Consider the following 22,384-nt stretch of genomic DNA (forward strand, 5'->3'; position numbering starts at 1 on the left):
GCCGTGGCCGGAAAGAAACAGAAGCAGGAAGGCGTTGGCGCTTGGATAGCCATCGTAATCCTCTTCGCCGTCGGCCTGTGGCCCATCGCCCTGGTGATGCTGCTGGTCAAACTCTTCGGAAACGACGGGCAGAAGCGGAGGCAGGCCCCGCCCCCGCTGCAGACGGCGGCGCCGGAGCCGGCGGCCGCCGCATCCGCCGGGACTGCCGGCAGGACCAAAAAGGCCGTGCGCAGCGCCATGAAGTCCCCGGCGGTGAAGAAGTCTAACGCCAAGTGGCTGAAGATCATTGGCGCGGTGCTGGCGGTCTGCGGCCTGGCGGCCTGCTGGTCCACCATCGAGATGATGATTTGGCTGGGCGGCGTGGAGCCTTGGTATATCGAAGAGCTGCTGTGGGCCTTAGCCATTGCTGCTGCCGGTGGGGCTATGTTCTGCAGCGGGGTCTCCATCGGCCGCAGTCTGAAGCGGTACAACAAGTATCTGGCCGTGGTTGGGAATTACGAGGCTATGGCAGTGGAACAGCTGTGCCGCACCCTGGGCTATTCCAGGGACCGGGTGGAGAAGGACCTGCAGAAGATGATCGATAAAGGCTACTTCGGGGATGAGGCGTATCTGAACATGGAGCTGGGGTATCTCTTCCGCAGCGGCCAGGCGGACGCGGACCTGAAACAGAAGCGCCGGCAGGAGGAGGCGGCCGCGGCGCCGCCCCCCAAGGAGACGGAGGAGGGCTGCTCCGGAATCCTGCGGAGGATCCGCCGGGCCAACGACGCCATCGCGGACCCGGGACTCTCTGCCAAGATCGACCGGCTGGAGACCATCACCGCCAAGATCTTCCGGGCGGTGGAGGAGGACCCGAAGAAGCGAGACCGGATCGATACCTTCCTGAACTACTACCTGCCTACTACCCAGAAGCTGTTGGACTCCTACGCGGAGTTTGAGGCTGCCGGGGTGGAGGGGGAGAACCTCCGCCAGGCCAAAGCCCGGATCGAGTCCACCATGGACCTGATTATCAAGGGCTTTGAGCACCAGCTGGACGAGCTGTACAAGGCCGACGCCATGGATGTGGACAGCGACATCCGGGTAATGGAGACCATGCTGGAGCGGGATACTGCCAGTGTGGAAAAGGACTTTGGCCTGGGAGAGTTCGCAGCGGAACAGAAGCCGGAAGAGACGGAATAAAAAGGGACCCGGCGCGGAAATCCGCGCCGGGTTTCTTTGCGTCGGGGACTTACTTGCCCCAAACGTCCGCTACCAGATTTTTGTACATCTCTACATAGAACAGGGAGTCCATGCCCAAGGTAACGCTGTCAAAGCCCTCGGCAAACCGCTGGCGGCTGGCTGCCGCACTGCCGGTAAAGATGATGGAGAGCTTGCCGCTGCGCTTGCAGGCCGCCTGGACCCGCAGGATGGCGTCATGGACCACCGGTGCGTTGAACTCGCCGGGGTGGCCCAGGGCAATGGACAGGTCAAAGGGCCCCACAAAGATGCCGTCTACACCGTCCATAGCGGTGATCTCCTCAATGTGCTCCAGGCAGCCCACAGTTTCGCACTGGGGCAGCAGCAGCGTCTCCCGGTTGCTGGTCTCCATATAGCCGGAAATGGAGACCGCATGGGCGGCGTGGCCCCAGCCGCCGTCCCGGGTGGGGCAGAAGCCCCGGTTCCCCAGAGGCGCGAACTTGGCATACCGGACCAGCTCCCGGACTTCCTCCACGGTCTCCACGCAGGGGACCACCACACCCTGGGCACCCACGTCCAGCAGCCGCAGCACTGCCGTGCGGGAGATCTCATTGGCCCGGGCCAGGGCCGTCAGGCCTGCGCCCTGGGCGGCGGCGATCTGGGCCGCAGCGGATTCGATCCCGGCGGGGGAGTGCTCCGTGTCCACGATCACATAGTCCAGTCCGGTATAACGCAGGCTCTCCACCGCCAGGGGGCTGCCGATGGCGGAGAAGGTTCCCAGGCTCTGGCGGCCCTGGTGAAATTTTTCTAAAACAGTATTTTCCATAGCATCCGATCCTCCTGAAAATCATTGATTCTATTATACCCCCCGGAGGATGCCTGTCAATTCCGGAGTAGCGGGCAAAACCCTCCAAAAATCATGCCAAAAACAGCAAAAGGGTTGGCCCAAAGGCCAACCCCTTCGTACTGATATGGAGAGTGCGGAAGGACTGCTTACAGCTCGCAGAGCTTGAGGAGCTCCTCCCAGTTTTTGTCCACTTCCTTCTGGACCTCTTCGATCATCCACTCGTTGCCGGGCTTGAACATGTGGGCAAAGCGGCCCTGCATCTTCAGGTACTCCTCCACCGGCAGCTTGTTCTTGGGCTTGTAGCTGAGGATGTATTTGCCCTCAACCACCTCGTACAGCGGCCACACGCAGGTCTCCACCGCCATCTTGGTGACCTCCATCAGCTTCTCGCTGGGATACCGCCAGCCGCGGGGGCAGGGCGCCATCACGTTCAAGAACGCCGCGCCGGGGGTGTAGATGGCCTTGTGGGCCTTCTCCGTGATGTCCTTGAAGTTTCCGATGAACGTGGTCTGGGCCACATAGGGGATGCCGTGGGCCACCATGATCTTCGTCAGGTTCTTCTTCTGCTGCATCTTGCCGGGGATCACCGTGCCCTGAGGCGTGGTGGTGGTGTCGGCAAAGTGGGGGGTGGAGGAGGAACGCTGGATGCCGGTGTTCATGTACGCCTCGTTGTCGTAGCAGACATACACCATGTCGTGGCCGCGCTCCATGGCGCCGGACAGGCTCTGGAAGCCGATGTCGTAGGTGCCGCCGTCGCCGCCGAAGGCGATGAACTTGTACGTATCATCCAGCTTGCCCCGCTTCTTCATCGCCCGGTATGCCGTCTCCACGCCGGAGATCGTGGCCGCCGCATTTTCAAAGGCGTTGTGGATGAAGCTGTCCTTCCACGCCGTGTAGGGGTACATGAAGGTGGAGACCTCCAGGCAGCTGGTGGCGGAGCACACCACCGCCTTGTCCTCCGGGTTCAGGGCACGCAGCACCGTCCGCACCGCGATGGGAGAGCCGCAGCCCGCGCACATTCTGTGGCCGCCGGACAGGCGGTCCTCTTTCATCAGGTTTTCTTTCAGACTATATGCCATGACTGTTTTCCCTCCTTATTCCCGGACGTCCAGGTAGCGATAGGTCTCGCCCACCTCGCCGGTGGCCGCGATCTTCTCCAGCTCCGCGAACACGTGCTGAATGCTCTCCACCCGCACGTCGCGGCCGCCCAGGCCGTAGATGTAGTTGATGCCCTTGGGGCCGCTGATGCCCGCCGCGTACAGGCTGGCCGTGACCTCCGCGAACATGGGGCCGCAGTGGGCGTTGAAGCTGTCGTCCTTGTCCATCACGGCGAAGGCCTTCACGTTCTTCAGGGCTTCGCAGATATCCTCACTGGGGAAGGGACGGAAGGAGCGGACCTTGATCTGGCCCACCTTCTTGCCCTGGGCCCGCAGCTCGTTGATGGCCTCCTTGGCGGTGCCGGCGGAGGAGCCGATGATGACGATGGCCTCCTCAGCGTCGTCCATCATATAGGTCTCGATCAGGCCGTAGGTCCGGCCGGTCATCTCGCCGAATTCCTTGCCCACCTTGCGGATCACGTCCTTGGCGTCCATCATGGCCTGGGCCTGCTGCCGCTTGGCCTCCATGTAGTACACGGGCGTGGCGTAGGCGCCCACGGCCATGGGCTCGCCGGGCTTCAGCAGCGCGTGGGCGGGCTTGTACTCACCCACGAACTCCTTGACCTTCTCTGTCTCCACCAGCTCGATGTTCTCGATGGCGTGGGAGGTGATGAAGCCGTCCTGGCACACCATGATGGGCAGGCTCACCGCCTCCGCGATCCGCATGGCCTGCAGGTAGTTGTCGTAGGCCTCCTGGTTCGTCTCCGCAAACAGCATCAGCCAGCCGGCATCCCGCACGCCCATGGCGTCGGAGTGGTCGTTGTTGATGTTGATGGGGCCGGACAGGGCGCGGCAGGAGACGGCCAGCGTGATGGGCAGCCGGTCGGAGGCCGCCACGTACAGCATCTCCGTCATGTAGCACAGGCCGCAGGAGGAGGTGGCGGAAATGGCACGGCAGCCAGCAGCCTCCGCGCCGATGCAGGTAGACATGGCGCTGTGCTCGCTCTCCACCGCGATGAACAGCGTGTCCACTTCCCCGTTGTCCACGTATGTAGAGAAGTACTGGGGGATCTCCGTGGACGGCGTGATGGGATACGCGCCCATCACATCCGGGTTGATCTGCTTCATGGCATAGGCGACCGCCTCATTGCCGGAAAGTCTTTCTCTGATTCCCATTGTTCCTTCCCCTCCTTATTTCTCGTCCTTGACCATAGTGATGGCCCCGAAGGGGCAGGTGTTGGCGCAGATGCCGCAGCCCTTGCAGAAGAAGTAGTCGAAGTCCTCCCGCTTGCCCTCGCCGTTCACCGGGATGGACATATCCGGGCACACCGGCGCGCACAGCAGGCACTGCCGGCACTTGTCCCAGTCGATCACGGGCTTCATGGTCCGCCAGTCGCCGGTCTCCACCACGCTGGACGTGCCGCCCTCATAAATGTTGCAGCCCGGGGTGATGTCCTTCCAGGTCACGTCCGGGGTCATATCCTTCGCCAGATGGCTCATCCTACCTGCACCTCCTCCAGAGATCTCTTCAGCGCCCGCATATTGCCCTCGATGACCTGGGGCTTGCTGGCGAACTTGTGCTTGAAGGAGCCCTCCATATCCTTGATGAACTCCTCCTCCCCGATGACGCCGGACACCCTCACGATGGCGGCCAGCATGGGGGTGTTGGGGAAGTTCTTGCCCAGCTCCTCCTCGCTGATCTTACCGGCGTCGATGGTGCAGACCCGGCCCTCGTAGCCCTTCAGCAGGGGCCGCAGCTCCGCGGGGGACTTGCTGGAGTTGATGACGATGGCGCCTTCCTTCTTCAATCCGGCGGTCACGTCCACGGCGGACAGCAGGGTCTCATCCACGACCACCACATAGTCCGGGAAGTAGATGTTGGAATGGACGGTGCTCCGCTCGGAGCTGATCCGGTTGTAGGCGGTGATGGGCGCGCCCATGCGCTCGGGACCGTACTCCGGGAAGCCCTGGACATACTTGCCCGTGTTGAACGCCGCGTCCGCCAGCAGCAGCGACGCCGTTTTGGCGCCCTGGCCGCCCCGGCCGTGCCATCGGATCTCTACAATGTCTTTCATGCTTGATCCTCCTCGTTCGGTTTGGCCCCCAAGCGGGGGCCGTCTCGAAATTTGCCGTTTTGAGTGCTTGTCAGCATGTATAGTATAGTCCTTTTCTGCGAGGAATGTCAATTCTATAACAAATTAGACAGTATAGAAATCTGTGAATGCCAGCGGCTTCTTTTTGTTATAAGTGCGCAAATAGCTGGGGACTCTGTTCTGTATTCCTGCCTTTTTGCACAAAAAAGAGTCCTTTTTTTCGGCGCTTTGCTCGCTGGAAGTAGCATACTCCAGTATGGCTGACAGGCTGGGCAGCCGCAGCACAGGTGAAAAGCGGCTCCCGGCACCGTCGTGGGCGCCGGGAGCCGCGGGATGTATTTGAAAGCCGCTTACCGGGCCGCCTGGAGCAGCTTTTCTGCAATGACCTCTACATCTTCACCGGAGGCCACAAAGTCCATGACATTGGGCAGGGAGAGGGAGCGGCGCAGCAGCGCCGTGTAGTAGCGCATCGCCCATTCCCGGCCGGTGACAGAGCAGTGCTGGATGATTTCCACAAGCTCTACCAGTTCCTCCCGGGACAGGTCGGGGATACAGGGCGGTTCCGGCGTCAGTGTGAGCCGTGCCAATGTGTCCAGGTCCGTCCAGCTCCAGTATTCCGCAAATTCCACATCAGTGTGGACTTTGCCCGTGAGAGCGGCCAGGTCCTCCAGCTCCGCGCCGGCGGTACCGGGTTCTTTGTCTGCAATGGCTGCAATCAGGGCCTCCACCGCGTCCAGCTTGCCTTCGTCGATTCGGGGAAACTCCAGTGCCTTTCTCATGGTGCGCCTCCTCTGAAATCTTAGCGTTTTCTTAACTTTACCAGAGTTTTGCAAGTTTGCCAAGACTAATCCGCTGCATGGGACTCGCAAACCGGACCTTGCATTTGAGGACGAGGTGTGCTATACTGCATAATCTGAAAACAATTCTCATTTTCAAAGGAGATCAGACTGTGGAAAAACGTATTCGGTTGTGTGCCGCGCTGGCGATGGTGCTTCTGTTGACCGCCTGCGGACAGGCTCCGGCGGAGCATGAGAGGGAAGAGCGGCTGACAGTGGTGGCTACGGTATTCCCCGCCTATGATTTCGCCCGGGCCGCCGGGGGAGAGCTGGCAGAGGTGCGGCTTCTGCTGCCGCCGGGAGCAGAGAGCCATTCCTACGAGCCCACCCCGGCGGACATTCTGGCAGTGCAGGAGTGCGATCTGTTCCTCTATCTGGGCGGCGAATCCGACGCCTGGGTGGAGACGATTCTGGAGTCCGTGGACATGCAGGGCGAGGCCCTGCGGATGGTGGACTGTGTGGACCTGCTGGAGGAGGAGACAGTGGAGGGCATGGAAGACCACGAGGGCCATGACCACGACCATGCGGAGGGGCCCGGCCTGGGAGAAGTGGTGGGCTACGATGAGCACGTGTGGACATCCCCGAAAAATGCCGCCGCCATCACCCGGGCGGTGGGGGACAGGCTGGCGGAGCTGGACCCGGCCAATGCCGGGACTTACGCCGCCAACACGGAGGGCTACGCCACCCGGATCGAGGCCCTGGACCGGGAATTCGCGGACTTCTTCGCCGGAGTGGAGGACCGGACCATGGTGTTCGGGGACCGATTTCCCCTGCGGTACTTCGCGGAGGAATTCGACATCGACTACTACGCTGCCTTCCCCGGGTGCAGCACCCAGACAGAGCCCTCGGCAGCCACCATCGCCTTCCTGACGGACAAGGTGCGGGAAGAGGGGATCCCCACGGTCTGGTACATTGAGTTCTCCAATCATCTGGTGGCGGACAGCATTGCGGAGGCCGCGGGCGTCAAGACGGCCCTGTTCCACACCTGCCACAATGTATCCACGAACGAACTGGAGGCGGGGGCCACTTACGTGTCCCTGATGGAGCAGAATCTGGAGACGCTGCGGGAGAATCTGTGATCTGAAAAGAAGAGCGCCGGGGCTGCAGCGGATGTCGCAGCCCCGGCTTTTTTATGGGAAACGGCGGAGAAGCCTTTGACAGGGGCGTGCTTCCGCCGTATCATAGGAGTCAGAGAGGAGAGATGGTATGCTGGCTTATACCTATTTGGAAAAAGGAACCTTCCGGCTGACGGACAAGCCGAAGCCTGTGCTGCGGGAACCTGGAGACGCGCTGGTCCGGGTGACGCTGTCCAGCATCTGCACCAGCGACCTGCACATCAAGCACGGCTCCGTGCCCCGGGCGGTGCCCGGTATCACCGTGGGCCATGAGATGGTAGGTGTGGTGGAATCGGTGGGTCCCGGCGTCCGGACGGTCCGCCCCGGCGACCGGGTGAGCGTGAATGTGGAGACGTTCTGCGGCGAGTGCTTCTTCTGCCGCCACGGGTATGTCAACAACTGTACGGATCCCAGCGGCGGCTGGGCCCTGGGCTGCCGGATCGACGGGGGACAGGCGGAATACGTCCGGGTGCCCTACGCGGACCAGGGTCTGACGAAAATCCCGGAGAGCGTTACGGACCGGCAGGCACTGTTTGCCGGCGACATCCTGGCCACCGGCTTCTGGGCGGCCCGCATCGCGGAGATCGGGCGGGAGGACACGGTGCTGATCCTAGGAGCGGGCCCCACAGGCATCTGCACTCTGTTGTGCGTGCTGCTGAAAGCACCTAAGCAGGTCATCGTCTGCGAAAAGGACCCGGCGCGTCTCCGGTTTGTCCGGGAGCACTATCCCCAGGTGCTGACGGTGGGGCCGGAGGAGGTGCTGGCCTTCACACAGGCCCACAGCGACCACGGCGGCGCGGACCGGGTGCTGGAGGTAGCCGGGGCGGAGGAGACCTTCCGCCTGGCCTGGCAGTGCGCCCGCCCCAATGCGGTGGTGACGGTGGTGGCGCTTTACGATAGGCCCCAGCTCCTGCCCCTGCCGGAGATGTACGGGAAGAATCTCACCTTCAAAACCGGCGGCGTGGACGGCTGTGACAGCCAGGAGATTCTGGACCTGATCGCGGCGGGAAAGCTGGACACCACGCCCCTCATTACCCACACTGTCCCTCTGCGGGATATCGCGGCGGCCTATGACCTGTTCGAGCACCGGCGGGACGGTGTCATCAAGGTGGCGGTGGACTGCAGCATGGCGTGAGGACAGCAGGACAACAGCTCCGAAGAGACAGAGAGGAGAGAGGCAGATGGATGATGGGATGCAGTGGCTGGCGGGAACGATCCTGTCGGCGGTGATCTCCAGCGTGATCACCGTGGCCTTCCTGTCCGCGCTTGTGACACGGCTGCAGATCCGGATCGACCACCGGAATAACGGGATCAAGCGGGTCTATGCCCCGGGAGAGCACAGCCGAGCACTGAAAAAGCAGCTGGCAGAGGCACGGGCGATCCAGCTTCTGGCATTGTCCGGCTATGGGTTCACCCATGCATACAGACGCATCCTGACCGACTGCGTGGCCAGGGGCGGGACAGTGGAATACCTGCTGGCGCAGCCCGGAACCGCCTATATGAAAGATGCGGCTGAGATCGAGGGCAGAGGGGCGGACTCCATCTCCGAGGAGGTCGGGGAGACCCTGAAGCTGCTGGAGGCCATCCGGCGGGACGCCGCGGAAAAGGCAGGGAAGCAGAAAGCGGAGCCGGGCAGAGTTCTTGTCAGGTATTTTCACACGGAGATGCGCGAACAGCTGATTCTCTGTACGGATCAGAGCGGGCGGCGTACAGCCTGGCTGTCGCTGCTGATCCCGCCGCTTCCGGCGCTGGAGTGCAACATGATCGAGTACAGGGACGCGGAGGACTGTGTGGATTATTATGAGGCCGTGAAGAGGCGCAGTGAGCCTTGCCCAGTCGCCGTCCCCGGCAGGATGCACGGAAAGGACTGAGACACCGGGCGCGGGCTGGCCCTCACCAGGCTATGCGGCGGTACTCGATGGCCCTGCACTGGCGGACCACTTGGGCACAGAGAGCGTTGTAAAATTGGAGATACTGTTTCTTGGCCTGGCGCTGGGCGCGCTGCTTCTCCTGAAACAGCCGCCACTGAGGGCAGGTCTTGTGGCAGCCCTCCCGGTAGGACGGACAGCCGGTTTGGCAGGGCAGCATGGGACATTCCTCCGATCTCGGATATTCTCCGCCCGGACACGGCCGGGGCAGGACTCTGCTGTCAGTGTAGTCTTTTTCCCAACGGCCTGCCACCTTGAAATGGTAAAGCGGGGGTAAAACCTCTGCGCAGGCGGAAAAACGGGGCTTGACAACCCCCGCGGTGGCATGGTAAAGTATTGGCTGTTCATCGGAGGGCTTGTGGCCGCAGTCACAAAGCCGGATAAGATGCTGGGGGGCGCCCGGTTTCTTGTCCGGCTTTTTTTTCGCGCCTTTCCGGAGTTGAGGAGGGACATCATGGAAACAGAACAGACCTTTACACGGGGGCCGATCCTGTCGACCCTGCTGAAATTCGCCCTGCCGGTGCTGCTGGCTTTGCTGCTGCAGGCCATGTACGGCGCAGTGGACCTGCAGGTGGTGGGCAAATTCGGCACTGCGGCGGACATCTCGGCCGTCTCCACCGGCAGCCAGATCATGCAGACCGTGACCATCGTCATCACAGGTCTGGCTATGGGCATCACGGTCCTGCTGGGACAGAAGATCGGTGAGGACAGGCCGGAGGAGGCGGGGGCGGCTGTGGGCAGCGGCATCTGCCTGTTTCTGGTGGTGGCAGTGGCTGCCACAGTGGCGCTGGAGCTGGCGGCACCTCAGCTGGCAATGCTCATGCACGCCCCGGCGGATGCCTTTGACGGCACGGTGGAATATGTGCGGATCTGCTCCGGCGGCGCGGTGTTCATTGTGGCCTACAACCTTTTGGGCAGTATCTTCCGGGGGATCGGAGACTCCCGGGTATCGCTGATCACTGTGCTGATTGCCTGTATTCTGAATATCGGCGGCGACCTGCTGTTGGTGGGGGGCTTCGGCCTGAATGTGGCTGGCGCAGCCATCGCCACAGTCTTTGCCCAGGCAATGAGCGTGGCGCTGTCCCTGCTGCTGATCCGTGGAAAGCACTTGGCCTTCATACTCCGGCGGCAGGACATCCGGTTCGACGGTGCCATCATTGGACGGATTCTGAAATTGGGCAGCCCGGTGGCGCTTCAGGACCTGCTGGTGAATATCACCTTCCTGGTGATCATCGCCATCGCCAATTCTATGGGCACCATTCCCTCCGCCGGGGTGGGCGTGGCGGAGAAGCTGTGCGCCTTCGTCATGCTGGTGCCCTCTGCCTATATGCAGTCCATGTCCGCCTTCGTGGCGCAGAACATCGGCGCCGGGCTGGAGACCAGGGCCCGGCGGGCGCTGCTGTACGGCGTGCTGTCCTCCCTGATGGCGGGCCTCCTCATGGGCTGGGCGGCATTCTTTCACGGAGATGTGCTGGCGGGTATTTTCGCGGACGACCCGGCGGTGATCGCCGCCGCCTGGGAGTATCTCAAGGCCTACGCCATTGACTGCCTGCTTACCAGCTTCCTGTTCTGCTTTGTGGGCTTTTTCAACGGCTGCGGGCAGACGCTGTTCGTCATGGCGCAAGGAATGGTCGGGGCCCTGGGGGTCCGGCTGCCGGTGGCGCTGCTGGTGAGCCGGGCGGCGGACAGCTCTCTGTTCCATCTGGGGCTGGCCACCCCTGCCTCCACGGTGGTGCAGATTTTCCTGTGCGGAATCTGGTACCTGCGGCGCTCCCACCGGCTGAACCGGCTGGGGCTGATACGGAAATAAAAGATGCCCCGGCACCTTCGTGCCGGGGCTTTCCAGCGTGCCTGTCCGCAGGCAGCGGGACGGAATCATTGGAGTGCAGGACAGAAGACCTGCACTTGTCCCTTTGCTGGACAGGCTCAGTAGTTCCGCTCCATCTCCTGGATCTGCTGGTACAGCCAGTCGTTGACAGGGACGGAAATGCCGTGTTTGGCGGCCAGCCGGCGAATGATGCCTGCAAACAGCTCCACTTCGCTCTTTCGGTGGTTTTTGCCGTCCTGCCGCATAGAGGTCTCACCGTTGGAGGGCAGGTGGTCAATGATGTCCACCCATGCGGCCACGTCCTTCTCAGAGAGCGGGACACCCTCTGCATTGGCCACGGCGGCCACCTCCCGCATGGCGCCGATCATGGTGTCCCGGGGCTTTCCGGGCACCTGCAGCGGGCCGTAATCGCACTGGAACACCAGGGCGGCCTGGTTGCAGCCGGTGTTGCACAGCAGCTTGCTCCACATGTGGGTGCGGATGTCCGCCGGTACGACATAGGGGAAGCCGATGCTGTCAAAAAACGCGGTGAGCCGCTGGAGGCGGCTGGTGTCCTCCCCGGCGGGGACGCCTACTGCCAGTTCCCCAATGGGGTCGCAGACGACGCGGTTGCCCTCCTTCTTGGCGGCCATCCGCTCCGCCACGCACCAGACCACATGCTCCGGACCAAAGGCATCTCCCAGGATCTCCTCGCTGGAGATGCCATTGAGGACCGAGATCAGGAGCGTGTCCGGTCCCACCAGGTGGCGGCAGGTCTCGATGGCGTTCTGCAGACCGCCGAACTTGACGGCGAACAGCAGTAGGTCCACCGGCTCTGTGCGAGCGGCGGCATCGGTGTAATTGAAGTCGCAGGGTGCGTCGTTGTACCAAAAGCCCTGCTTCCGGTAGCGGGCGATCCGTGCGCCGTCTGCCAGAACGGGGACCTGCTCCTTGCCGAGCGCCCGTGTGAAGAGCGTGGCGTACAGGACGCCAAGGGAACCCAGGCCGATGACGCCGGCTGTTTGAATGGGTTTCATCAATCATTCCTCCTGTTCATCAAAACAGGGCGGCGGAATGCTCCGCCGCCCCTGTTGCTTACGCGATCCGAGCCAGCCACCGCAGATCGTAGGGCTCAAACACGACCTTTTCATAGGCGTCCACATCCAGGGGCGTGCCGTCCCAGTCGGAGTGGATGTCGCCGTTCTGCTTGATGAGGATGTCGTAGAGGATGTCGTAGGTGACGCCGCTCACCGGGTCCGTCTCCACGATGGTGGAGTAAGGCAGCGTCTTGTGGTATGTCAGCTCCATTCCCTTGTAGTCGAAATGGAAGCCGCAGCGCATCCGGCAGCCGTCCAGTCCCGTGTACCGGGCCACCTTCTTCAGATCCTGGAGGATTTTGTCCCCCTCCTCCTCATAGAGGTTCTCCGGTGTGGTGGCGGTGTAGTCGAACCGGAACTGAATGGAGGCGCCCGGGAGCTTGCGGAACCGCTCCATATAGGGCACCAGCTGCTCGGCGGGATAGTTCTTGTACAGCACGCAGTTCACCCGGAAGGGCACCGGCAGCTTGGAAAGCAGGCCGTCGTTGGATTCCACCACATAGTGCTGCATGTGGCGGGAGACGTTGATGCAGGTGATCTTGTGTCTGTTCCGCTCCGCAAATGCCAGAATGTCCGCCTCGGACTGGTGCTCGGAGACGGGAAGGGTGGTGTTGATATATACCTTGTGGGTAGTGGGGATTTTGTCCAGCATCACCTGGAGGGACTCCAGGTTGGCGAAGGGCTCACCCCCGGTGAAGACGAAGTCGCAGTCGGGCGTGATGGCGTCCATCCGCTCGATGCTCCGGCAGATCTTCTCCAGGGAAAAACCTGTCATATCCGCATACTCGCCTTTATTGATGCAGAAGGGGCAGTGGTTCTTGCAGTCGTAAGGGACAAAGATCGTCACCGTGGCGCCGCCCTCCCGCGTCTTATAGGGATGTTTCATATCGATCGGCCTTTCAGAGTAAAATGGAAAATCCGTGAAAAAATGGTCTCCAAAAACCGCGTTGAAGGTCTTGCAGACAATGTTATATTTTAAAGGATTTTTCAACAGAGGTCAAGAGTAAAAGGGAAATTCCCCGTGAGAAACTCCGAAAAAACGCTGACACTTCTGGAAAACCTGCACAAATCCCGCCTGCAGCGCCGCCCCAGTGGAAAGATGCCGGTGAAGGCAGGGCTGTACATTTCCCGGAGAAAATGCTATAATAACAAACTATGCAATTGTGTTTCAAGAGAGGAGGCGGACCCATGGAGATTCTGCAGGGGCTGCTGGACAACCTGACGGCCCTGCTGGCGGCACATCCGCTGGCGGGGGAGTGGTATATGGCCTTTGTGCGCTTTCTGTTTCCGGCTCTGGCCGTGCTGATCCTGTACCGGGCGGTCCGCTCTCTGCTGCGGATTCCCCACACGCCGGAGAACTGGGGCCAGCTGAGCCTGCCAAACGGCACGTCCCTGCCCCTGACCCACTGGGAGAACATCCTGGGCCGGAGCAAGACGGCGGACATCTATCTGAACTATCCCAGCATCTCCCGGCAGCATGCCGCCCTCTGCCGGGGCGAAGATGAGAACTGGACGCTGTACGACCTGGGGTCCAAGGGCGGCACGGCGGTGAATGGGGAGAAGGTGGCGTCCTCCGTTCCCGTGAAGCTGGGGGATACCATCACTTTAGGGGGCGTGCCGTTGATCTTCCTGCCTCAGACCGTGGCGGAGCGGGAGGAGCAGGAGGCGAAGCGCCGGGCGGAGCGCCCCGCCGCCATCTGGCCGTCTTTCCTGTGGCTGACGGTGTTTCAGGTGCTGGCCTGTCTGCAGCTGCTCGTGGCCGCCGGGACTGAGGCCACCATCGCCATCCCCCTGGCCTTCCTGGGGCTGACGGTGCTGATGTGGCTCTATTACGCGGCCCTGCGGGCCACTCGCTGCGTGGGCTTTGAGATGGAGACCATCGCCTTCTTCCTCTCCACGCTGTCACTGTCCATCACTGCCTCCAGTGCCCAGAGCAGTCTGTTCAAGCAGTTCCTGGCTATTTTGCTGGGGCTGGCGCTGTTTTTGGTGCTGGGACTGTTCCTGCGGGACCTCAGCCGGGTGCAGAAGAACCGCTGGCTCATGGCGGCCGCCGCCATCGGCCTGCTGGGCATCACCCTGGTGATCGGCAACTCCAAATACGGCGCCGTCAACTGGATCTCCATCGGCGGCATGTCCTTCCAGCCGTCGGAGATCGCCAAGATCTGCTATATCTTCGCCGGCGCCGCCACACTGGAGCGGCTGTTCCATAAGCGGAACCTGACCCTCTTCATCGTGTTGACAGGCGTGTGTATCGGCCTGCTGGGCCTGATGAGCGACTTCGGCACCGCGGCCATTTTCTTCGTCACCTTCCTGGTGATCGCCTATATGCGGTCCGGGGATTTCGCCACACTGTCTTTGATCTGCGGCGGCGCTGTGTTCGGAGCGGGCATCATTTTGAAGTTCAAGCCCTATATCCTCAGCCGCTTCGCCTCCTGGGGCCACGCTTGGGAGGCCGCCTCCACCACCGGCTACCAGCAGACCCGCACCATGTCCGCCGCCGCCTCCGGGGGCCTTTTGGGTATGGGGGCCGGCAACGGCTGGCTCCATAACGTGGCGGCGGCGGACACAGACCTGGTGTTCGGTATGCTGTGCGAGGAGTGGGGGCTGCTGATCGCCGTGCTGGCAGTGGGCGCCATCATCACGTTGGCGTTTTTCGCCGCACGGGCCTGCCGGGTGGGGAGGTCCAGCTTTTACACCATCGCAGCCTGCGCGGCATCGTCCCTGCTGGTGTTTCAGACCTGCCTGAACGTGTTCGGTTCCGTGGACCTGCTGCCCCTCACCGGCGTCACGTTCCCCTTTGTCTCCAACGGCGGCTCCGCTATGATGTCCGCGTGGGGGCTCCTAGCCTATCTGAAGGCCACAGATACCCGGGAGAACGCCAGCTTTGCCATCGCCCGCAAGCACCAGCGGCGCCTGACCCAGGCGGCCCGCCGGCGGGCGGAGCCGATAGGGGACCCCTTCGGCACGGAAAAGGAGGAACGCCATGAAGAAAATTGAGCGGCGAGCCTTTATCTGTCTGGCGCTGGCGCTGCTGCTGGCGGCGGGCCTGGGATTCTTCCTGGTGAAATACTTCCTGGACGGCGGCAGCTGGGCGTCCTCCGCCTTCAACCGCCACCTGTACAACAGCAGCGGCCAGCTTGCCAGCGGCACGGTGCTGGACCGGGACGGGGACGTGCTCTCCGAGGTGGTGGACGGACAGCGCACCTATTACGACAATGCCACCGTCCGCAAGGCCACTCTCCATGCGGTGGGGGACCTGCAGGGCAATATCGGCACCGGGGCCCTGAACGCCTTTGCCGACAAGCTGACCGGGTACAGCCTGCTGAACGGCGCCTTCGGCGCCCAGCGGGGGAACGACCTGTATCTGACCATTGACGCCCGGTATAACTATACCGCCTATGAGGCGCTTGGCGGCAAGTCGGGCACCGTGGCGGTCTACAACTACGAAACCGGAGAGATTCTGTGTATGGTCTCAGCCCCCAGCTACGACCCCCTGAACGTGCCGGAGGACATCACCACCAACGACCGGTACAAGGGCGCCTATCTGAACCGTTTTCTGTCCTCTACTTTCACGCCGGGATCCGTGTACAAGACCGTGACCCTGGCGGCGGCTCTGGAGGATATCCCAGACCTGGCGGATCGGACCTGGACCTGCTCCGGCAGCGTCCAGATGGGGGACGAGACCATCATCTGCTCCGGCACCCACGGGGAGCAGGACATCGCCTCCGCCTTCGCCAACAGCTGCAACGTGGCCTTCGCCCAGATCGCCCAGGAGCTGGGGCCGGGCACTCTGGAGAAGTACACGGAGCAGGCGGGCCTGACCGGCAGCTATTCCATCAGCGGCCTGCCTACGGCAAAGGGCTCCTTTGACTTTGACAACATCACCGACGGTCAGCTGGGCTGGGCCGGCGTGGGGCAGTACCACGACCAGGTGAACCCGGCGGCGCTGATGATCTACATGGGCGCCATCGCAAACGGCGGCAAGGCGGCGGAGCCGTATCTGATCCTCCGGACCGAGAGCGCCCTGGGTCTGCCGTCCCTGCCACACTTCACCACCAGGACCGGCACGCTGATTTCTGCCGATACGGCGGCTGCGCTGGCGGACCTGATGGCCAACAACGTGACCCAGACTTACGGCGCCAGCCGCTTTCCCAATATGGACATCTGCGCCAAGTCCGGCACCGCTGAGGTGGGGGAGGGCCAGACGCCCCACGCCTGGTTCGCCGGCTTCCTCCGGGGGGAGGAGACGCCTTACGCCTTTGTGGTGCTGGTGGAGAACGGCGGCGGCGGGTCCTCTGTGGCGGGCGGCGTGGCCGCCAAGGTTCTGGATGTCATCGTCAACGGATATTGATACGAAAGCGGGAGCAAGATGAACGACAAGAGAAAGGGTCTGCTGTTTCAGACCAAGAAACAGATGAACAACGGAGCTATCGCCACGGGGTTGGGATTCGTGCTGTACCTGGCCCTGCTGGCGATGGGGCTGGAGCTGCCGGCGGACTTGGTGGCCGTTGCCTTCGGCGTGGTGGGAATTTTCAACTCCCTCTCCGTGCTGGAGGGGCGGCGCAAGGACAAGGAGAATATCTCCTACAATCTGCTGTGGGGACAGCTGGCGCTGACCATCTTCCTGGTGGCCTGCGCGGTGCTGGCCGTCAAGCAGCGGCTAGGGCTGTAAAAGGAAAAGCGGCGGGAATCCATCGGATTCCCGCCGCTTTTTTCTTATTCCGAAACGGTCTCCTCTTCCAAAGTGGGGGGCACTTCCACCGGCGCGGGCGCGCCCTCCGGCAGCAGCTGGCGCTTGACCTTTTTCATGGCCCACAGGAAACAGATCACGTGGACGCCGAAGGTAATAGCCCAGCTGATGGGATAGGACCAGTAGATCGTCTGGATGGTGTGGAACTGGGGCAGCTGAAAAATGGTGGCGATCCACAGCAGCCGCAGGCCGCAGGCGCCCACCAGGGACACCAGCATGGGCATGATGGAGTAGCCGATGCCGCGCAGGCCGCCCACCATCACGTCCATCATGCCGCAGAGGGCATAGGTGGTGCAGACGATGCCCATCCGCACCAATCCGGCCTCAATGACCGGGGGACTGGTGGTGTAGATGGACAGCAGTACCCGACCTGCCAGCGTGGCGGCGTTGCCCAGCACCAGCCCCACCACCAGCACGCAGCCCTGGGCGCGGATCATGATCTTGCGGATGCGGTGGTAGTTACCGGCGCCGTAGTTCTGGCTGGTGAAGGAAATGGTGGCCTGATACATGGCGTTCATAGACACGTATACGAACTGCTCAATGTTGGCCGCAGCGGAGTTGCCGGCCATGATGACCTCACCGAAGGTATTGACGGAGGACTGGATCACCACGTTGGACAGGGAGAAGAGAATCCCCTGGAATCCGGCGGGCAGGCCGATGCGGAGGATCTGCCGCATGGCCTGGGGGTGGAGCCGCATTTTCTTGAGATCCAGGTGCAGCGGGCCGGTATCCTTCACCATGCAGCGGAGCACCAGGGAGGCGGAGATGCACTGGGAGATCACGGTGGCGATGGCCACACCTGCCACGTCCAGCTTGCAGACGATGACGAAGAAGAGATTCAGCACGATGTTGACGACTCCCGCCAGGGAGAGGAAGTACAGCGGCCGCTGGGTATCGCCCTCCGCCCGCAGCAGGGCGGCGCCGAAGTTGTAGACCATGGTGGCCGTCATGCCCAGGAAGTAGATCCGCAGATACAGCGTGGCCAGATCCAACACGTTCTCCGGGGTCTGCATCCAGATCAGGATGGTCCGGGCACCGAAGACGCCCACCACTGTCAACACCAGGCCGCTGATGATGCTCAGCAGGATGGAGGTGTGGACTACCCGGTGGAGCGCGTCTCTATCTCGGGCGCCGTAGTATTTGGCCGCCAGGGTATTGGCACCCACGGCCAGGCCCACAAACAGGTTGGTCAGCAGGCCGATCAGCGCGGTGTTGGACCCCACTGCCGCCAGGGAGTTATCCCCGGCCCAGCGGCCCACCACCACGATATCCGCCGCGTTGAACAGTAGCTGCAGTACGCTGGAGCACATTAGCGGGATGGAGAACCGCAGCATCTTGGAGAGAATAGGGCCGTTGCACATATCGATCTCATAATGAGTCTGCTGCTTGCCTGCCATGTCAGAAAACCTCGTATATGTCCCAGAATTTGCGCTGTATGACGCAAGCCATATTCTAGCACGGAGCGTCTGGAAATGCTACTGGTTTCCACGAAAAATTTTACACGATTTTAACATTGGAAATTCTCAAAAAGCTGTGCCGGAGAGACAAAGCCTCTCCGGCACAGCTGAATTGAAAGGAAATGATCTTAGAAGGCAGGTACTACGGCGCCGTCGAAGGTCTCGGTGATGTAGTCCCGGATGGTGTCGGAGTGGAGAGCATCCACCAGGGCCTGAATAGCCTCGTTGTTCTCATTGCCCTCCTTCACCACCAGTACGTTGACATAGGGGGAGTCGCTGGACTCGATGGCCAGAGCGTCTGTGGTGGGGTTCAGGCCGGCGCCCAGGGCGTAGTTGGAGTTGATGACGGCCAGATCCACGTCCGCAAGCACGCTGGGGATGGTGGCGGCCTCCAGCTCCTGGAACTCCAGATTCTTGGGATTGTCCACAATGTTGTTGGGAGTGGCGGTCAGGTTGGAGCTGTCGTCCAGGGTAATCAGGCCCTGGGCCTCCAGCAGCAGGAGGGCGCGGCCCTCATTGGTGGCATCGTTGGGAACGGCAATGACGGCGCCGTCGGGCAGATCCTCCAGGGAGGAGACCCGGCCCGCATAGATGCCCATGGGCTCGATGTGGACGCCGGCCACGCTCACCAGATGGGTGCCGCGGGTCTCGTTGAACTCCTCCAGATAGGGCAGGTGCTGGAAGTAGTTGGCGTCCTCGTCGCCGTCCTCCACGGCGGTGTTGGGCACCACGTAGTCGCTGTACTCGTTGACCACCAGCTCGATGCCCTGCTCCGCCAGGATGGGCACGCACTGGTTCAGAATCTCGGCGTGGGGGGTGGGAGAGGCGGCCACCGTCAGGGTGACGGTCTCAGCGGCATCGCTGCCGCAGGCGGCCAGGGACAGGCACAGGGTCAGGCCCAGCAGCAGGGCCAGCAGCTTCTTTTTCATGTTTCGTTCCTCCAATAAAATATCGTTTATGATGTATTTCAAACGCTTGCCGGATTTTCAAGAGACAAACGATGAAAACGCCGGGGGTCACTTGGTATGGGCAAAGCGGGCCAGGAGATCGAGGGGGCCGGATTTTTTGGCGCCGGACGGCTGGTCCAGCCGCTTATCGATGCGCCGGGACAGCCAGTTGAAAATCAGCTGGACCACCTGCACCAGGATAATCAGGAACACCACCGTCACCCACATAACGGAGGTGATGCCCCGCTGATGGCCGTACCGGACGGCGATGTCGCCCAGGCCGCCGGCGCCCACGGTGCCAGCGATGGCGGTATAGGCCAGAATCGTCACCAGGGAGATGGCGCCCCCCAGGATCAAAGAGGGCTTCGCCTCCGGCAGGTACACCTTCCAGACGATCTGGAGGGTGGAGGCGCCCATGGACTGGGCGGCCTCGACCACACCGGCGTCTACCTCGTTCAGGGAGGTCTCCACCATCCGGGCGATGAAGGGGGCGGCGGACACCACCAGAGGTACGATGGCGCCTTTGACGCCGATGGTGGTGCCCACCACCATCCGGGTGAAGGGCATAATGGCCACCATCAGAATGATGAAGGGGACGGACCGGCCGATGTTGACGATCCAGTCCAGCACCCGGTAGACGCCCCGGTGGGGCCGGATGCCGTGGGGCTGGGTCAGGATCAGGGCCACCCCCAGAGGGAGGCCGATCAGATAGGCGAATGCGGTGGAGATCACCACCATTACCAGGGTATCCCAGACACCATCTGTCAACACATTACCGTATTCGGCCCAGAAGGCTGCAATAGACTCAAACATGGTATTCCACCTCCTCCGCAGAGACATTGGGCTGCGCCCGGATATAGCTGAGGGCTTTGGCGGCCTCATTGGGGTCGTCCGGCAGCCCAAGCAGCATGGTGCCGAAGGCTCTGCCCTCGATGTTGCGGGTGTCGGCACCCAGAATATTGACCTTCACCCCCAGGTCGATGGCGAGAGACGCGATCAGGGGCTGATACGCCGTACCGCCGTTGAAGGCCACGCGGACGGCGTGAGTACCTGCCGGATACTGTTCCAGGCTGACGCCACCGGGGTACACCAGCCGCCGGGCCGCATCCGTATGGGGATTGGAGAAGATGTCCTCCACCTTGCCCTGTTCAGCCACCACGCCGCCGTCCAGGATCGCCACCCGGGAGCAGATCTCCTCGATGACGCTCATCTGGTGGGTGATGACCACCACGGTGACCCCAAGCTTCTCGTTCAGGTCCTTCAGCAAGGCCAGGATGGAGGCGGTGGTGGTGGGATCCAAGGCGGAGGTGGCTTCGTCACACAGCAGGACCTTGGGGTCCGTGGCCAGGGCCCTGGCGATGGCCACCCGCTGCTTCTGTCCGCCGGAGAGCTGGGAGGGATAGGCATCCGCTTTCTCCCGCAGGCCCACCAGGTCCAGCAGCTCCAGGGCCCGCTTTCTGGCCTGGGCAGCGGGGGTACCGCTGAGCTCCATGGGGAAGCAGACGTTTTTCAGCACCGTCCGCTGCATTAGCAGGTTGAAGCTTTGGAAGATCATAGTGACGTTCCGACGGGCCAGCCGCAGCTCTTTTTCGCTAAGGGCCGTCATATCCTTCCCGTCCACGATCACGGTGCCGGAGGTGGGACGCTCCAGCAGGTTCATGCACCGCACCAGGGTGCTCTTGCCGGCGCCGGAGAGACCGATAATTCCGAAGATCTCCCCCTTCTGGATGTCCAGGCTGATGTCCTCCAGGGCATGGACGGCGTTTTCACCCGTTCCAAAGGTCTTGTACAGGTGCTGAATTTGAATGATAGACACGGGATAACGCTCCTTTCCGGTGAATTCTGGCAATAAAAAAGTCCTTGAGACAAAAGTCTCAAGGACGACGGAATTCGCCGTGGTACCACCTTGATTCGCACGCTTCCTCACGAAAGCGGCCTTGGGGAGTGCAAACACACTCCTGCGCTGTGACGTGCGCCCACGTCGTGACCTATGCCGGGACGGCGGTCGGCCACGCAACTCCGAGACCATGTTCTCCAAGCCCTTCCAGACCTCTTCTCACCACACGAGGCTCTCTGCGCTGTATCTGCCTGGGTACTCTTCTCTTCATCGTCTTTTGCTATCAGGTTATTCAATAACTGTCTCATAGTTTATCTGATAACACCGGAAAAGTCAACAGGGAAACCTGCATAGAAATCCAGGCAAAAGACATGTGGTTCTGTGAGTTTCCACAAAGCGGCGTCGGGCGCTGTCGAAACCGGGAATTTTTTCAAGAGAAGAGGCAGTATCGGATTGCAACTGCTGGGCAAAACTGCTATCATAAAATCCACAAGACCCAGGAGGATGGAGGAACGGCGTTGAGGCGGAAGCGGGATCGGAATTTTGGCATACGCTGGCTGCGGGACCTGCTGTGCGGCGTCCTGATCGGGGCCGGCGCCATCCTGCCGGGGGTTTCCGGCGGGGTGCTGGCGGTGGTGTTCGACATCTACCGTCCCTTTATGGAGGTGCTGACCCATCCCCGGGAGGCCATCCCCAAATACTGGCGGTGGTTTCTGCCCATCGGGCTGGGGTGCGCCATCGGCTTTCTGGGCTTTGCCAAGGGCATCGCCGCGGCCATCGACGTGTCCAGCACCGTCACTACCTGGCTGTTCATCGGCCTGATCGTGGGCACGGTCCCATCTCTCTTCCGGGAGGCGGGGAAGGAGGGACGCAGCATCGGCTCTTGGGTCAGCATGGCGGTGTGCGCCGGCGCCATCTTCTTCAGCCTGTTTTACGTAGGAAAAGTGATTTGCGTCACCGTGGAACCCAATTTCTGGTGGTACAACTTCTGCGGCGCCCTTTGGGGCATGAGTCTGGTGATTCCAGGGCTGACCTCCTCCTCGGTAATGATGGCCCTGGGGCTGTACCAGCCCATGCTGGAAGGGCTGGCCCGGCTGGACTTCCTGGTGCTCTCCGCCTGCCTGCCGGGGATGGTGCTGACAATCCTGCTGCTGGCAAGGCTGGTGAGCTGGTTCTTCCGGAAGCACTACTCCATCGCTTTCCACGGGATCTTCGGCATCGTGCTGGCCTCCACATTGGTTATCATCCCCACCAGTTATGTGGGCGCGTGGGAGATTGTGCTGTCGGCGGTCTGCTGCATCGGCGGCTTTTTGCTGGCCTACTTCATGGCCCGGCTGGACCGGCGGATCCAGGAGAACGGCAGGGCCTGAAACATGAAAAAAGTCCCCTCTGTGTTCCGG

At 61.9% G+C, this 22,384-nt stretch carries 22 protein-coding genes and 1 other annotated feature; of the genes, 9 read left to right on the plus strand and 13 right to left on the minus strand.

The window, feature by feature from the left end:
• Nucleotides 1–3 precede the first annotated feature (3 nt).
• On the plus strand, nucleotides 4–1,176 hold the full coding sequence (locus DN611_RS05070; protein ID WP_119310791.1) for a 5-bromo-4-chloroindolyl phosphate hydrolysis family protein: 1,173 nt from the start codon (nucleotides 4–6) through the stop codon (nucleotides 1,174–1,176).
• 49 nt (nucleotides 1,177–1,225) lie between these two features.
• On the opposite strand, the gene DN611_RS05075 is transcribed toward DN611_RS05070, so the two are convergent.
• The 6 genes from DN611_RS05075 to DN611_RS05105 all read right to left on the minus strand — a co-directional run bounded on the left by DN611_RS05075 (nucleotide 1,226) and on the right by DN611_RS05105 (nucleotide 5,989).
• Nucleotides 1,226–1,999: an HpcH/HpaI aldolase family protein gene (locus tag DN611_RS05075; protein WP_119310792.1), complete on the minus strand. Its 774-nt coding sequence runs from the start codon at nucleotides 1,997–1,999 to the stop codon at nucleotides 1,226–1,228.
• 167 nt (nucleotides 2,000–2,166) lie between these two features.
• Complete coding sequence (locus DN611_RS05080) at nucleotides 2,167–3,099, minus strand: thiamine pyrophosphate-dependent enzyme (RefSeq protein ID WP_021748588.1); 933 nt, start codon at nucleotides 3,097–3,099, stop codon at nucleotides 2,167–2,169.
• Nucleotides 3,100–3,114: 15 nt separating this feature from the next.
• Entirely contained in the window at nucleotides 3,115–4,293 is a 1,179-nt protein-coding gene (porA, locus tag DN611_RS05085) for a pyruvate flavodoxin/ferredoxin oxidoreductase thiamine diP-binding domain protein (protein WP_021748587.1), read from the minus strand.
• Nucleotides 4,294–4,308: 15 nt separating this feature from the next.
• Nucleotides 4,309–4,617 (minus strand): 4Fe-4S binding protein, encoded by a 309-nt coding sequence (locus DN611_RS05090; protein WP_021748586.1) that lies wholly within the window; start codon nucleotides 4,615–4,617, stop codon nucleotides 4,309–4,311.
• Nucleotides 4,614–5,192 (minus strand): 2-oxoacid:acceptor oxidoreductase family protein, encoded by a 579-nt coding sequence (locus DN611_RS05095; protein ID WP_021748585.1) that lies wholly within the window; start codon nucleotides 5,190–5,192, stop codon nucleotides 4,614–4,616. Before DN611_RS05095 ends, DN611_RS05090 begins: the two co-directional genes overlap by 4 nt.
• A gap of 368 nt (nucleotides 5,193–5,560) precedes the next feature.
• Nucleotides 5,561–5,989 (minus strand): hypothetical protein, encoded by a 429-nt coding sequence (locus tag DN611_RS05105; protein ID WP_025544166.1) that lies wholly within the window; start codon nucleotides 5,987–5,989, stop codon nucleotides 5,561–5,563.
• A 170-nt stretch (nucleotides 5,990–6,159) separates the two neighbouring features.
• Between DN611_RS05105 and DN611_RS05110 the strand changes: the two genes are divergently transcribed.
• From DN611_RS05110 to DN611_RS05120, 3 genes are all read left to right on the plus strand, one after another.
• Complete coding sequence (locus DN611_RS05110; protein ID WP_287966982.1) at nucleotides 6,160–7,125, plus strand: metal ABC transporter substrate-binding protein; 966 nt, start codon at nucleotides 6,160–6,162, stop codon at nucleotides 7,123–7,125.
• A gap of 127 nt (nucleotides 7,126–7,252) precedes the next feature.
• Nucleotides 7,253–8,296 (plus strand): alcohol dehydrogenase, encoded by a 1,044-nt coding sequence (locus tag DN611_RS05115; protein WP_119310793.1) that lies wholly within the window; start codon nucleotides 7,253–7,255, stop codon nucleotides 8,294–8,296.
• Between the two features lie 46 nt (nucleotides 8,297–8,342).
• A complete protein-coding gene (locus DN611_RS05120; protein ID WP_119310794.1) occupies nucleotides 8,343–9,032 on the plus strand; it encodes a hypothetical protein in 690 nt (229 codons plus the stop codon).
• 22 nt (nucleotides 9,033–9,054) lie between these two features.
• Here the strand turns inward: DN611_RS05120 and DN611_RS05125 are convergent, their stop codons facing one another.
• Entirely contained in the window at nucleotides 9,055–9,249 is a 195-nt protein-coding gene (locus tag DN611_RS05125; protein ID WP_021748579.1) for a hypothetical protein, read from the minus strand.
• Nucleotides 9,250–9,543: 294 nt separating this feature from the next.
• Here DN611_RS05125 and DN611_RS05130 point away from each other — a divergent pair, with 294 nt between their 5' ends.
• Entirely contained in the window at nucleotides 9,544–10,899 is a 1,356-nt protein-coding gene (locus tag DN611_RS05130; protein WP_119311890.1) for an MATE family efflux transporter, read from the plus strand.
• Between the two features lie 116 nt (nucleotides 10,900–11,015).
• Here the strand turns inward: DN611_RS05130 and DN611_RS05135 are convergent, their stop codons facing one another.
• On the minus strand, nucleotides 11,016–11,933 hold the full coding sequence (locus DN611_RS05135) for a ketopantoate reductase family protein (RefSeq protein ID WP_119310795.1): 918 nt from the start codon (nucleotides 11,931–11,933) through the stop codon (nucleotides 11,016–11,018).
• Nucleotides 11,934–11,991: 58 nt separating this feature from the next.
• Nucleotides 11,992–12,879 (minus strand): 4Fe-4S cluster-binding domain-containing protein, encoded by an 888-nt coding sequence (locus tag DN611_RS05140; protein WP_025544173.1) that lies wholly within the window; start codon nucleotides 12,877–12,879, stop codon nucleotides 11,992–11,994.
• A 302-nt stretch (nucleotides 12,880–13,181) separates the two neighbouring features.
• On the opposite strand from DN611_RS05140, the gene DN611_RS05145 reads away from it, so the two are divergent.
• From DN611_RS05145 to DN611_RS05155, 3 genes are read left to right on the plus strand one after another with little or no spacing between them, the layout of a single operon-like run.
• Nucleotides 13,182–14,990, plus strand: coding sequence for an FtsW/RodA/SpoVE family cell cycle protein (locus tag DN611_RS05145; protein ID WP_119310796.1), 1,809 nt, complete (start codon nucleotides 13,182–13,184; stop codon nucleotides 14,988–14,990).
• Entirely contained in the window at nucleotides 14,977–16,344 is a 1,368-nt protein-coding gene (locus tag DN611_RS05150; RefSeq protein WP_119310797.1) for a penicillin-binding transpeptidase domain-containing protein, read from the plus strand. Before DN611_RS05145 ends, DN611_RS05150 begins: the two co-directional genes overlap by 14 nt.
• A gap of 18 nt (nucleotides 16,345–16,362) precedes the next feature.
• On the plus strand, nucleotides 16,363–16,665 hold the full coding sequence (locus DN611_RS05155; protein ID WP_025544175.1) for a hypothetical protein: 303 nt from the start codon (nucleotides 16,363–16,365) through the stop codon (nucleotides 16,663–16,665).
• Between the two features lie 44 nt (nucleotides 16,666–16,709).
• Here the strand turns inward: DN611_RS05155 and DN611_RS05160 are convergent, their stop codons facing one another.
• The 4 genes from DN611_RS05160 to DN611_RS05175 all read right to left on the minus strand — a co-directional run bounded on the left by DN611_RS05160 (nucleotide 16,710) and on the right by DN611_RS05175 (nucleotide 20,957).
• Entirely contained in the window at nucleotides 16,710–18,140 is a 1,431-nt protein-coding gene (locus DN611_RS05160; RefSeq protein ID WP_119310798.1) for an MATE family efflux transporter, read from the minus strand.
• A 188-nt stretch (nucleotides 18,141–18,328) separates the two neighbouring features.
• Complete coding sequence (locus DN611_RS05165) at nucleotides 18,329–19,129, minus strand: MetQ/NlpA family ABC transporter substrate-binding protein (protein ID WP_119310799.1); 801 nt, start codon at nucleotides 19,127–19,129, stop codon at nucleotides 18,329–18,331.
• An 87-nt stretch (nucleotides 19,130–19,216) separates the two neighbouring features.
• Nucleotides 19,217–19,960 carry a methionine ABC transporter permease gene (locus DN611_RS05170; RefSeq protein ID WP_021748569.1) on the minus strand — a complete coding sequence of 248 codons (744 nt, stop codon included), beginning with the start codon at nucleotides 19,958–19,960 and terminating at the stop codon, nucleotides 19,217–19,219.
• Entirely contained in the window at nucleotides 19,953–20,957 is a 1,005-nt protein-coding gene (locus tag DN611_RS05175; protein WP_036629898.1) for a methionine ABC transporter ATP-binding protein, read from the minus strand. The genes DN611_RS05170 and DN611_RS05175 overlap by 8 nt, the downstream gene beginning before the upstream one ends.
• A 63-nt stretch (nucleotides 20,958–21,020) precedes the next feature.
• Nucleotides 21,021–21,264 (minus strand) — a binding site (T-box leader).
• A 238-nt stretch (nucleotides 21,265–21,502) separates the two neighbouring features.
• Here DN611_RS05175 and DN611_RS05180 point away from each other — a divergent pair.
• On the plus strand, nucleotides 21,503–22,354 hold the full coding sequence (locus DN611_RS05180) for a DUF368 domain-containing protein (RefSeq protein WP_036629893.1): 852 nt from the start codon (nucleotides 21,503–21,505) through the stop codon (nucleotides 22,352–22,354).
• The last annotated feature ends 30 nt before the right edge of the window (nucleotides 22,355–22,384 follow it).

The sequence above is a fragment of the Oscillibacter sp. PEA192 genome, assembly GCF_003574015.1.
Taxonomy (GTDB): Bacteria; Bacillota; Clostridia; order Oscillospirales; family Oscillospiraceae; genus Oscillibacter; species Oscillibacter welbionis.